This is a genomic window from Pseudomonas sp. nanlin1, assembly GCF_045571515.1.
Classification (GTDB): Bacteria; Pseudomonadota; Gammaproteobacteria; order Pseudomonadales; family Pseudomonadaceae; genus Aquipseudomonas.
Map to the genome: position 1 here is coordinate 1,423,169 of NZ_CP124218.1, position 13,245 is coordinate 1,436,413.

Sequence of the window (13,245 nt, forward strand, 5' to 3'; positions counted from 1 at the left end):
AAGGGCAAAGTTCATAACACGCTCTAGGGGAAGTCATTTTGATGGATCAAGAAAGCATCGTCCGGTACTGGCACGCGGTCGAGTTGTTGCAACCGCAATCAGCACCCAAGCTGAAAAAACGCAGTAATCCATACGAAGCGTTTATCCATAACACGCCAATTCAGCGCCCGCTGCTTCCGTGGACCCCGGAAAGTATCATCGGTAAGCAGGAGCTGCCTAAGAAGCGCATATGGAGCCACACGCTCTATGCTCATCTTTACGACAGTCGTCTTGTTGCCGAGAAGCTCGATGCGATGTACGGCGCCGATCAGGGCTACCAGGAACCCAAGTTTCGTGAGTCAGCCGTGTTTGCGGCAAAATTTACGGCGGGAGGGCGACTGGTCGATGACAGTTTCGTTCTATCAAGCGAAGCGTGGTTTCTTGGGCGGGTGTTGACCGGCAAAGATTGGACTAGAGGGTTCGAGACCGACCAAAAGACCCTCAGGGAGCGCGCTAACAGTCAGTTCGAGGGGGAGGTATCAAGCGAAGGCTTGCGCGAACTGACTCACTGGACCCTCCAGTTCCTGGGGTTGGGGGACTTTTTTGGTGAGATGGACCACCATCTTTTTCGCTTTCGCTCACAACCAATCAAGCCCGACAAACCCGAGTCGGAAGACGATCCGCTGAACAGCTTTTTGCTGGACGATCTTGCAGATGTCGCCGATGCGATCTCCAGAGGGGTGAAAAGCGAACCACTGGATCAGTACCTGCGTCATCACGATCCAAAGCCTCGCCTGCATATGGACGATCAGCGTGCGTCGCTGCCATTGATGGGACGACTGATGCCGGATGCATATGCTAGTAGCTGTTGGCCTACAGAACACCATTTGGGCCTAGTGCATTCCCAACAGCTAGCCGTTAATACAATCCAGTCCACCCTTGCCGATGGTCAAGGGTTGCTTGGCGTCAACGGCCCACCTGGCACGGGCAAGACGACGCTGTTGCGCGACCTGATTGCAGCGATTATCACCAGTCGCGCCGATGCGTTAGCCAATCTACGCCGCGCTTCCGATGCATTCGCAAGCAACGGACGCGAATCTGCCAACGACGGCGGTAAGCAGCAACACAGTTTCAAGCTCAACCCAGCACTGTATGGCTTTGAAATCGTGGTCGCTTCATCCAACAACGGTGCTGTGGAAAATGTCACGCTCGAACTGCCTCAGCGAGACAAAATTGATGAAAGCTGGTTGCCAGAAGCAGAGTACTTCGCCGAGCTGGGGGAACTGGTCTCGGGCAAACCTGCGTGGGGATTGATTTCTGGTGCATTGGGGAGCAAGTCACGACGCAACAACTTCGTCGATCGTTACTTCTATGGTCAGCTCCCGTTTGGCAGCGAAGACAAGGCTTCTGCGGAGGTAGAAGACGAGACTGAGGTAGAGCCTGATGAGGAAGTCGACGTGGAGGCACTCTTTTCGACTCCTTCTGCTGAGACGGAGCAGGCTGACGATAGCGAGTACCAGAGCGAAGATGCACCAACCGAGGAGGACAAGGGCCCGAAGGGTTTTTGGGGCTGGCTCAATGTGAGTGCTGAGGCGAATGCAGTCCGCTCCCCAGAGCAACGTCAAACGTTGTGGCAGCAAGCTGTGTCTGACTACGAGGCGGTCAAGGCGGAAGAACGCAAAGCATGCAATGACGCCAGTCGAATTCGTGAGCTGATCTTGGCCATCCTAAAAATCAGGAAGACAATTGCCGAAGACTCCGAAAAACTACGGGCATTCGAACAGTCGCTGATTGAGGTAGCAAATAAACTCTCGCGCTTGGATAACGAGGAAGGTGGCCCCGCCAACATGGCGCTCAAGAAGTGTATTGACGCGCTTGAGAAGCTGCCAAAAAAGCCCGGTTTCTGGTCAAATTTATTCAGTCTCGGAAATGCTCGACGCGATTGGAGGACCGCTCGGGAACTGCTAGAAAGCCAGCATGACATCGCTAAGGCTGAGTTCGCGCGGATCACGCGCCTCACCCAACAACTTGATAGCGATAAGGCCCAGGTGGAAGGAAAAATCGCTGAAGCGCGTCGAGTGCTTCAGGGATCGCAGCAGCAGGACAAAACGCTTACGAGCGATGCCTTGGAACTCGCAACCACTCATCAGGCTGACCATCTGCTCGCTTGGTTGAAAGACAATGCTATCGGACGTGGGGATGTCATTGAACTGGCCGAGCCCTGGCGCATTGAAGGCTGGCGGAAGGCACGGGCGCGGGTTTTCATCCAGGCATTGAAGCTCCACCGGACGTTCTTCGAGCTGGAAGCTTCAAGACTGCGCTCTAATTTGTTCATGATTAACGGGATGTTGGGTGGCTCACGCTTTCAAGGGATGTCGCGCGACGCAATCCGTTCGGCATGGGCTTCTTTGTTCATGGTCGTTCCAGTGTTGAGCAGCACTTTTGCATCATTCGCTCGTTCGTTTGGCTCATTGGGCGCAAGTGAAATTGGCTGGTTACTCGTGGATGAGGCTGGTCAGGCCGCTCCTCAAGCTGCAGTCGGTGCGCTATGGCGGTCCAGGCGTGCGTTGCTGGTTGGAGACCCTCTGCAACTCAAGCCCATAGTCACCGTCTCCGATGCAGTGCTAGAACACATGCGTACACGTTACGGCGTTGATGCGCACTGGATTCCCAACCAAAAATCTGCGCAGGTACTGGCCGACGAAGCCACCCCTTGGGGGCGCATGGCTGGGCCTGCCGGTGGCAAGTCTTGGGTAGGATTGCCACTGGTCGTGCATCGCCGCTGCGACAGGCCCATGTATGCACTCGCCAACCGTATCGCCTACGACGGAGCGATGGTGTATGGAACGATCGCGCCGCGCGCCGACAAAGAAACCCGCGCCAGTCTGCCGACAGGGTGGATACATATCAGTGGCACATCCGAAGGAAATTGGGTGCCTGGAGAAGGCCAAGTCTTACGAGACCTGCTCAAGCGGCTACATGGCGATGGCGTAGAGGCGAAAGATATTTCGGTCATCACTCCTTTCAAGGCTGTGCAGCAGAACCTAAAGCGCATGCTCCCAGGCAAGATGGTGTCCGGCACCATCCACACTATGCAGGGCAAAGAGGCGTCGGTCGTCATAGTCGTACTGGGGGGCAACACGGCAGGATCTGGCGCTCGCAACTGGGCTGTTTCGGAACCAAACCTGCTGAACGTGGCGGCGACGCGCGCCAAGCGGCGCCTCTATGTGATTGGCGACAGGAATGACTGGAAACATCGGCCATTGTTTTGTGATGTGATGGATCTGCTACCGATTCAGGATATTCGGCCCCACGAGTAATTGGCTTTCACAGCAGCATAGCGGGATGGACTTTTCGCTTTGCTGTGAGTAATTGCATGGACTTGACCACCTATTTGCATTCGACTTGACCAGTCGTTTGCATCGGATTTGACCAGTCCGCTGGCCGACCCTGACCGGCAGGAATCGGCCAAGAGCAGTCACTTACTGACGGTAGAGTCAGTTTTGGACTTCCCCGTCAGTATCAATATCGTGGTCTGCCCCGATTACTTCCGATCAAGATCGCAGGGGCTGCAGCCTTTGCAGGGCCGGCGGCGCTTGTGTTCGCCTACAATGCAGGATTCGATCGGTGCTTTGCTAAGCGATTGAGCCGTATCTTCACCACCAAGCCACGGGAGCGCACAATGCTCCAGCTCGATTGGGCAGGCTAAATAACGAGCTATGGCTAAACGGGGTACGTTATTCGTGCATATTTCAAGGTTACAACTCGTCAACTACCGGAATTTCGAATGCGCGAATGTCGTATTCAACAAGGGCGTAAACACGATCATCGGCGAGAACGGATCAGGCAAGACCAACCTGTTCCGGGCGTTGCGTCTCTTGCTCGACGACACGCTGCTGCGCGCGGCATATAGGCTCGACGAGAAGGACTTCCACCGGGGCCTTGGCGACTGGCGCGGTCACTGGGTAGTCATTAGCCTCGAGTTCGATGAGGTATCCCAGGACGAAGCGATTCAATCCCTCTTTCTCCATGGGACCGGTAATATCGCCGACGGCGCGATCGGCAAGGCGACCTACAACCTAATTTTTCGCCCCAAGGCGGCAGTTCGGCGGACCCTGGCCGACCTTGCCGTCGGTGATGCCGTAGGACTCGCCGAGGCACGTTCGAAGATCACCATTTCGGATTATGAAACGATCTTCACCGGCAAGAGCACCGCAAACTTCCTCGATCCCGAAACCTACAGGCAACTGGTTGGCGACTTCGATGCGGTAATATTTCCCCAAGAACTGACGATCCCCGCTATCGGGGGCGTCATCCCGGGCATGCTCTCGATCTCGCGCGAAGTTTGCTTCACCTTCGTGCAAGCACTGCGCGATGTGGTCGCCGACTTCCAGAACAACCGCACCAACCCCCTCCTAACTCTGCTCAAATGTCGAAGCGGTGAGATCGATCCGCAGAGCTTCGAGCCGATCACCGCGCTCGTCAAAGGGCTCAACGATGCAATTGAGGGCCTACCAGATGTAGAAACCATCCGCACCGATATCCGCGACACCATCACCGATGCGGCAGGCGAGACCTACTCTCCGCGATCACTTTCGATCCGCTCAGATCTGTCCGACGAGGCCGACCGTCTGTTCCAGTCGCTCAAGCTATTTGTGGGCGAGAGTGAGGAGGAATATGAGGGCGCGATTCACGAGTTGAGCCTAGGCGGTGCAAACCTCATCTACCTGACGTTGAAGCTGCTCGAGTTCAAATACCAGAAGCAGAAAGAGTCCTTCGCCAATTTCCTCGTGATTGAGGAGCCGGAGGCGCACATCCACACCCATATCCAGAAAACGCTGTTCGACCGGCTGAACTTTGATGACACCCAGATAATCTATTCGACCCATTCGACCCACATATCCGAAGTGAACAACGTCGTGAACATCAACATCCTCGGCCGGCAGGACGGACGATGCGAGGTGTTTCAGCCATCTACGGGACTTGACGCCGGCCAGATTGGCAATATCCAGCGCTACCTCGATGCTGTCCGCAGCAATCTGCTCTTCGCCAAGAGCGTGGTTCTAGTCGAGGGCGACGCCGAGGAGATCCTCATCCCAATCCTCGTTAAAAAAGTGTTCGGGCTTAGCCTGGACGAGCTGGGGATCAGCTTGATCAACATCCGCAGCACCGGCTTCGAGAACGTTGCGGTGCTTTTCCACAACGAGCGCATCCGCAAGCGCTGCGCGATCATCACCGACCTTGACCGCGCGTTTATCGATACGACCACGGACATACTAGACAGTGACGATAAGGCGGCAGCGAAGAAGAAAGCACTGGGGTCACAGATCGCTGGACTCCAGCGCGAGGCAGCGCTCAAGGAGTTGTGTGCCGGGAATCCCTGGCTGACGGCGCACTTCGCCGACCACACTTTCGAGGTCGATTTCGTCTCCGCCGGCAATGTCGGCACTGTCGTTTCGGTGCTGGGCGACGTCTATAAGGATGGCGGCACCATCGCGACATCTAAGATGGAGCTGGAATCGGGCGACATCGCACGTTTCGGGACGCGCGTGCTGACGATGGCACGTTACGCCGGAAAAGGGTGGTTCGCCATCATCCTAGGGCGAATGATCACGCCAGAAACTTCCATTCCGGATTACATCCTCGACGCCATCTTCCAAGCGCATATCCCGGTATCCATCCAGACATGGGCGCGTGTGCTGGACTATCGGGTCTCGATCCTTGCGGCGTCGCAACTACACGCGCCAGGAGACATCGACGCGATGCGCGCGCAAATCAGACGCTACCACCGCGGCGAGATCGACTTTACAGGTGTCCGCGCCGAAATGCTACAGGCCTTTCCGGCAGACGGCATCAACACTATCCTTGCGAGCTTCTAGAATGTTTGTCTGGGACAGGAAGGATCTGAACGACGCCCAAGTCGCAGCCATCGAGCATCCAGGCAGCGTCTTCCTCGTTGCCTGCCCGGGGAGCGGTAAAACGAGGACCCTGACCTACAAGATCGCCCGGCTGTTGTCGGAGCTTAAGTCGGACAAAAAACGCGTCGTCGCGATCACCTACACCCACCGGGCTGCGGATGAGATTCACGAACGGATTGAGCAGCTTGGCGTCGATACGAGCCAGCTCTGGATTGGCACGATCCACTCCTTCTGTCTCGAATGGATCTTAAAGCCCTACGGAATCTATCACTCGGCGCTCAAGCACGGTTTCCGGGTGATCAATGCCCATGACACCGAACGAATGCACGAGGAACTCTGCAGCGCGGTGCAGGGCACTAAGCTCAGCAGCTTCGACTGCGCATATTATTTGAAGCCGAACGGCTGTGTCCTGACATGCAACAAGACTGATAAGCATGAAGCAATTCGTGGAGTTTTGCAGGCATATTGGAAGGCGCTCCGTGCCGAGCGGCAGGTTGATTTTGAACTGATCCTTTTCTACGCCTATCAACTCATCGAGAAGAATCCCTCGATCAGCGTGCTGCTGGGCTCGATCTTTGAATGCGTGCTCCTCGATGAGTTTCAGGATACGCGGGAAATCCAATATGCGATCCTCGCATCGATCCTGAAAGCGTCTAAAGGTGGTGCGTCCGCCTTCGTCGTAGGCGATCCTAATCAGGCAATTTATGGCTCGCTTGGCGGCTATGCGATCACGGCGGCGGACTTTGGGACGCAGTGCGGCATCGCCTTCAAGGAAATGGAGCTATCAGACAATTATCGGTCGTCATCGCGCATTGTGAGCTATTTCGGCAATTACAACGTCTTGCCTTCGAAGATCGAGGCGGTGGGAAGGGGCAAGGACTACGCGAGCGTCGTGTCATTCGATCACCAGACGCACCGCGACGCGCTGGAGGAAGAGCTTGTAAGGCTCATCAAATTCAACGTCGAAACGCTCGGGATCGCTCAGCATGAGGTCTGCATCGTTGCGCCTTGGTGGGTCCATCTCGCAAGCATGACACGCCGTCTGGTCGCGGCGCTTCCGGCCTATTCGTTCGATGGCCCGGGCATGGTGCCCTTCGCGCGCGACGTCGATAATTTCTGGTACAAGCTCGCCCGGATCATTCTGACGGAGGCGTCCCCACAGCTCTATGTACGCCGGATGCGATGGGCGGGGGAAGTAATCGCTGACCTCAGCGTGGCGGGCGTCGAGGTTCAAGGTTTGGACCGCAAGACACTGCTGCGCGTCTGCAACTCCATCACCGTCACCGAAACCGATGGCCTGGTCTTCCTCCGGGTGTTCTTCGACCAGCTATGTTCCACTTTGGGAGTCGATCGCCATACTTACGCGGCGCTCCAAGAGCATCACGACGCTTTCTTTGAATGCTCGCAGAAGCGCATCGACAAGCTCATCAAAGAAGGCGCTGAGGCGATCGCTGAATTGGAGATGTTCAGGAAGGTCTTTGCGGGCCGAACTGGTATCACCGTATCGACGATCCACGGGGTAAAGGGCGCTGAGTATGATGCAGTGATCGCCTATGGCCTGCTAGAAGGGATGGTTCCCCATTTCAGCGATCCGAACCAGGCCGAGACAGCGAAGAAGCTCATGTACGTGGTTTCGTCGCGGGCTAGAAAGAACCTACATCTGATCTCTGAGCGCGGTCGCAGCCGAGGCTGGAGCGGAGATTATCAACCAACCGACGTACTTGCTGGATGTGCATTCGGGTACGACCAGCTTTCTTGACGGGTAAGAATCTGGTCGCAAATGACCGCTCCTAGCCGTTAGCAGCCCTTAACGAAGGCCTGCTTCGGGTAGACTCTAGCCGGTCGAGGACATGCAGTGCGGCGGTCAATTCTCTTGCAACGCGTGGTCACGTCGAATGCAAATGACTGGTCAGTGGCAATGCAAACGGGTGGTCGAGTGGAATGCAATTCCCCAACTGGTTGAATTATGCACTATTACTCACTTTTTACGGTGTGACCATGGCGCCACGAACCGAAGAACTTGCTGCACTATATGAGTTACTTGAAGAGATGACTCTTGCCGAGGACAAAAAAATTTCCTCTTTGTCATCTGAATGGCTGAAGAAAATCGAAAACTGGCTGATGATCAGTTTCTTGATCACGATTCTGGTATTTCTATGTTTTGCAGCGTGGTATCGCTATGGTCCAGATGCGCCAGTCGTGAAGATGATCGGTGCAATGCAGGTTACCAATTGGGTCCTACTTTTAATTGCACTGCTTTACTTTGGCACCCTCAGCATTGGGTTCTATCAATTCTTTCGGCAACACCGGAGAAAAAGCTCTGCACTTATATTGAAACGGTTGGAAAGCGATCTTTTGGACGATGCGCAGTTTCTCGGAAGGCTAGCTGAATTTGACAAAATAACCCTTGAATATGGATTGCTACAATATAAGCATCGCTGGAGTACTGTTGACGGACGAGTCTCGCTCCTGGTCGGTGATATTCGAAAAATCGGCATCTTCCCAGCTTTTGCAGCTGCCGCAATCTCTGTCACTATCCTAGCCAAGCAAGACAGTAGTTTCATGCTGTGGGCGCCCTTGATCCTGGCCTGTTGCTTTTATCTGATCGCCTTCTATGCGACCGGTCGACGGGAACGCCCCGATCAGGTGATAGCTCTGCTGGAGCTGATTATTCGTCAAGGGAAAGAACACGATTTAGCAGTAAAACCCCAGAGCAGCATAACTTAGGCAATACAATTAACAATAATGGTTGTTTTTATTAATCCGTAATTAAGGCTGACTCATTGTGTGTGTCACAGTGCCTTTTTTTAACTCGGGATCTTCGAAAGCATAGCCACCTGATTTGCTGGATTCAATAGTACGGATGTGCTATGGGCAGCCTGAGTCAAGCCCTCTATTTTAATCAAGCAATTCAGCTTCCGAAGTGAGTGGGTTTAGAAGACATTGAGAGATGTGCAGTTTGCATGCCGACTTGTTTGATTGCTCAGCGCCAGCATTTCAATGGTATTTATACTAGATATCCTATCTTGAGTTGATGCGCATCTCGTCGACATATCATGAATTGCGTCAGGAAATTCATCGCTAACCTACGCGATTATACGAGCCAGCAACCGAACCAACCTTGCCCTCTGCTGTTAGCACAGATGATTGTGACTGTTAAGGAGTCTTGCGGATGGAGCTGCGACATCTGCGCTGCTTTGTGGTTTTGGCCGAGGAACTGCACTTCACAAGAGCAGCTGAACGCCTCCATATCGAACAATCTCCTTTATCCAGGACTATCAAGGAACTGGAAGACGATTTGGGCGCTTTACTGTTCAACCGTGATCGAAGAGGAACACGGCTGACCGACGCCGGCAAAGTATTTCTTCTAGACGTGCGCCGTTTATTTACTACTTTGGATCAAGCCCGAGAAAACGTGAAGGCGGTTTCCGCGGGCTTCCGGGTAAGTATGCGGATTGCAGTATCTGACGGAGCGATCGATTCCAGATTATCTGATCTTCTTGCGCGTTGTCGCGAGGAGGAGCCTGATGTTGAAATTCGCCTCACAGAAGTCACGCTCTCTGAGCTCCTCCATGGACTAAGGTCGGGAGACTTCACCATTGGGTTCACACACACAGAAGAGGTTGGCGATGGCATTGTTGCTGAACCCATTTGGCATGCAAGAATGGTTGCAGTAATACCAGCCCGTCATCCGCTACTCGCCTTCAAAGAAGTGCCTATTGAAGAACTTCTCCGCGCCCCATTGATCATGTGGAACCACCAAGCCTATGAGGGCTACGATAAGGCCTTTAGCAAGCTGTTGCGAGGCTTGGATGAGAAACCGAACGTCATCGAGCGCGCAGCTTCGCTCGACGTTATGCTAGCTCTCGTTGCGGCTGGTTACGGGATTGGCCTCGCATCTGGCGCGAAGCTGGAACCGTGCAAGCATTCTGATATCGTCATCCGTCCATTGGCAAATCAATCAGCGGTGATTACGACGTACATGCTGAAAGCTGCCAGTGCTGCGCCTTCAATCTCTGTGGATCGCTTCACAACACGTTTGAAAGATAGAAATTAGATAATCGCTGCAATCAAATCGAACACTTTACCCTTCTGAGTCAGCGTACAGAATGCTTTCAGTAGCAGTCATCAGGTTGGCTGCACTGTCGTTCAATGCGATGGATACCCGCAAAATCAACGCTAGTGTAGGCATGTGTTGCCCCCGCTCGATCTTTCCCATGTGAGAGCGCTCAATGCCGGCGAGGGTTGCCAGCTCTTCTTGAGATATGTCGCGCGCAGTCCGTGCGGCACGTACAGCCTTCCCGAACGCAATCGCCGGCTCAGCTTCATAGGTGGTGGCGCCCATTGGGCGTCCTGGTTTCATTGTGCGCTTCTGCATCGGCAAAAGCGTCACGCATTAAGCTTAACTAAACCACGTTAAACTTAACTCTTTGCATGATGTTTGGTGACTTTTCCCTTACAAAGTCCGGAGGGGCAGACCATGAACCAGAATTGTTGCTCGCGATTGATCAGAGTTGCCGCCGCTCCAGCAGTGCTGTCCCCAGAGTTGGCTGATCTCCTTGCGCTTCAGCGAACAGAAGAGCCTGAAACACCTGTGCTATTGCAAGAGGTCAACCAGGACGTGCTCACGACTAGCATCCTCGGAGGAACCTACGATCTAGGCATCGGTTGGCCGGTAGCCACCGATGCCCTAGCCGTCCTGCCACTGTGGCGCGACCGATTAGCCATCGCTTTGCCCGCTCGGTCCCCACTGCTGGCACGGCATGCTATTTCATTACAGGTATCACTCAGTTACCCCCTGATTTGTTGGCATCCGAATCCTTGTGTTGAAGGGCTTGATACGGAGGCTGAAACGGATGATGGAACCGCTCATCTATGCCGCATTGCAGTCACATCCTTCGATCTTCTGACGGTACTCGTTGCGGCTGGCTATGGCATCGGTATTGCGCCGCAGAGCTACATAGTCAGTGCCCGTAATCGAGGTATCGTCATGCGTCAGATCCTCGGCACTCCTCGATGGGTTTACACCTGTCTTTTTCGATCTGCTAATTCTCTCTCACCTGCAGTTGAAAGGTTTGTCGAGCGAGCGTCAAGGGTAGCGATGTCCACGGAAAACAAGCGCTTCAGGTGAAAACAGGAGCGGGATTTTGATAGACCGTTTATGGCGTTGTCGTGCATCGCTGCTCTAGGCAAAAAAGAGGCTACAGATAGGGCACAGTCGGCCGCTGCCGTGCTTCTTGCTCCGGAATCTGGTGTGGAGGCTGCTGCTGCGCGCGCTCCGTTACTGACTCACTGCTTTGCAGTGTTCGCACCTTTTCGAAAGATTGCTCAACTGGCGTCTGTTTTGATCCAGTCGGCGCGGCTCAACGGACATGATCCGTACGCTTACTTGAAGGATGTTCTTACACGCCTGCCGACGCAGCGGGCGAGTGAGATTACCGAGCTGTTGCCGCACAGGTGGGTGCCCGTTTAATCACGCAAGGTGTGTTGGGCGGACGCTTACCCTGCGCCGCCGTCCCTAGGCGACTGGCGTGCAAGTTCCAGGAAAAATGGCCGGGTTTTACGGGCCCGTAGCGAAAGACCGGCTGATGATGGCCATGGCTAATCAGGTCAGTTTCAAAGGAGAACCGATAGTCCTGCATGGTGCAGGCCAGAACATCACGGATGAGCATCCATTAATACTTCGCGCATTGATAGCAGACCAAGTCGTAACTCTGAGGGCCTTAACGGTTTTGCCAGCAGCACGACATTGCGTTTGTGCAATTCTTCAGCGACAAACCCGACATCACGCCCGGTAATGATCATGGCCGGTATATCCCTGCCACGTGCCGCTCTGACTTGATCAATACAGTCCATGCCATTGGTCGTCGTGCCCAAATCATAATCGGCGATGAGGATGTCACACTCGGTGATCAAACCCTGCGCCGAACGGGCAGTCTGAACCTCGCAGCCCCATCGTCCCAGCAACGTGGCGGTAGCGGTCAGCACGTTATCGTCGTCCTCGACCAGACAGACTTTCAGGCCTCTGAGCAGACTCTCGCCGAGTATCTTCTTCAAGGGCTGTTGCATGGGCGACGACACTTCCTGAAGGCCGTGAATGGCCACACTGGTTCCGCGATCCAACCGGGAAACAAGGCTGACTCTTAGACCAAGGATCTGGCTGAGGCGCCTGACAATCGATAATCCAAGCCCCACACCCTCGATGTCTTTCTCCCGCGTATGGCGAACGCGATAGAACTCATCAAAAACCTTGGGCAAGTGCTCATCCGAGATGCCGCGCCCCTGATCGTGTACATGGATCGAAAGACCACTGCTGGTTCTGCGTACCCCGATCAGAACCGGATGCTCAGGGGCATATTTGAGCGCATTGGAAATGATGTTCTGCACCATCGTCGACAGCAGTGTGGCGTCTATTCTGACCCAGCGTGGGTACGCACGAACTCTCAATTCGACGCCAGCCCAGCGCGCTGCAGCTGCGTTTTGCCGGGCCAGATCACGAAGCAGGTCGTCGATATTCACCACGTCTGATTTGACTGAGACCTTGCCGCTGTCCAGCGTGTAGATATCCAGTATGGAGCGGAAAAGCTGCGACACGTTTTGCAGTGAGCGATCAATGTTATCGACCAACTGCCGCTCATATTCACCTAGAGGGCTCGTACGCAGGCATGCGGTGAACATGCCGATTGAGTGAATAGGTTGCCGCAGATCATGACTGGCCTGGGCTAAAAAGCGTTCCTTTTCCTGGTTCGCAACCGTCGCCTGCTCGGAGACCTGACGGAGCCTTATCAACAGGGTATTGGCGTAGGCCGGAACCAGAATAATGACCAATATCAGCATCACGACCATATAAGGCTGCGCCTGCCAGTATGGCGTAAGTTGATAGGTAATCAATATAGACAGCAGCGCCATGACCGCCGCCGTGGCCAGATAGCGCGAGCCGAAGCGCATGCCGTAACCCAGGGTGACCCAAACCATCAGGCTGAAAAGCGGTAGGGTAGCTTCCCCGCCCAATACCAGTCCGACCGAGATCCCTACGTAGTCATGCACCATTGCCAACAAGCGGCGCGTCAAATACACGCCCGGATAGCTGACAATGTGCATGCGCAATATCAGGGAAAACACCAAAACGCCGGTGTAATACCCAATGATCAACCGGTAATGCTCAAGGACAAGACCCGGGACAAGCCCAACGACCACCACATATGCGATCACGCAACCTGCCAGGATCAGCCTGATAGTTGCCTGATTGAGTTCAGCGAGTTTCCAGTCCTTCATCCTCACCTCTGTTTTCAGCGCGGCGCAGAGCTTTTCCTGACGTTGGTTGCAATCCATCGCGCTGTCAATCGTT

The 13,245-nt window shown here is 54.4% G+C and carries 8 protein-coding genes and 1 pseudogene; 7 read left to right on the forward strand and 2 right to left on the reverse strand.

The features are described from left to right. Positions 1-41 precede the first annotated feature (41 nt). The 5 genes from QCL65_RS06635 (at position 42) to QCL65_RS06655 (ending at position 9,954) form a co-directional block, all read left to right on the forward strand. Entirely contained in the window at positions 42-3,299 is a 3,258-nt protein-coding gene (locus tag QCL65_RS06635) for an AAA domain-containing protein (protein WP_407315461.1), read from the forward strand. A 423-nt stretch (positions 3,300-3,722) separates the two neighbouring features. Further along, positions 3,723-5,858, forward strand: coding sequence for an ATP-dependent nuclease (locus QCL65_RS06640; RefSeq protein ID WP_407316713.1), 2,136 nt, complete (start codon positions 3,723-3,725; stop codon positions 5,856-5,858). Between the two features lies 1 nt (position 5,859). After that, positions 5,860-7,656 carry a UvrD-helicase domain-containing protein gene (locus QCL65_RS06645; protein WP_256823414.1) on the forward strand — a complete coding sequence of 599 codons (1,797 nt, stop codon included), beginning with the start codon at positions 5,860-5,862 and terminating at the stop codon, positions 7,654-7,656. Between the two features lie 182 nt (positions 7,657-7,838). After that, entirely contained in the window at positions 7,839-8,624 is a 786-nt protein-coding gene (locus QCL65_RS06650) for a hypothetical protein (RefSeq protein ID WP_407315462.1), read from the forward strand. Positions 8,625-9,069: 445 nt separating this feature from the next. Next, entirely contained in the window at positions 9,070-9,954 is an 885-nt protein-coding gene (locus tag QCL65_RS06655) for a LysR family transcriptional regulator (RefSeq protein ID WP_407315463.1), read from the forward strand. 27 nt (positions 9,955-9,981) lie between these two features. On the opposite strand, the gene QCL65_RS06660 is transcribed toward QCL65_RS06655, so the two are convergent. Next, a complete protein-coding gene (locus tag QCL65_RS06660) occupies positions 9,982-10,275 on the reverse strand; it encodes a helix-turn-helix domain-containing protein (protein WP_032699438.1) in 294 nt (97 codons plus the stop codon). Between the two features lie 102 nt (positions 10,276-10,377). Between QCL65_RS06660 and QCL65_RS06665 the strand changes: the two genes are divergently transcribed. Then, positions 10,378-11,028: a LysR substrate-binding domain-containing protein gene (locus QCL65_RS06665; protein WP_407315464.1), complete on the forward strand. Its 651-nt coding sequence runs from the start codon at positions 10,378-10,380 to the stop codon at positions 11,026-11,028. Positions 11,029-11,241: 213 nt separating this feature from the next. Further along, a pseudogene (locus tag QCL65_RS06670) lies at positions 11,242-11,370 on the forward strand (transposase domain-containing protein); the annotation flags it as partial. A 185-nt stretch (positions 11,371-11,555) separates the two neighbouring features. On the opposite strand, the gene QCL65_RS06675 reads toward QCL65_RS06670, so the two are convergent. Beyond that, positions 11,556-13,172 (reverse strand): ATP-binding protein, encoded by a 1,617-nt coding sequence (locus QCL65_RS06675; protein ID WP_407316715.1) that lies wholly within the window; start codon positions 13,170-13,172, stop codon positions 11,556-11,558. Positions 13,173-13,245: the final 73 nt, after the last annotated feature.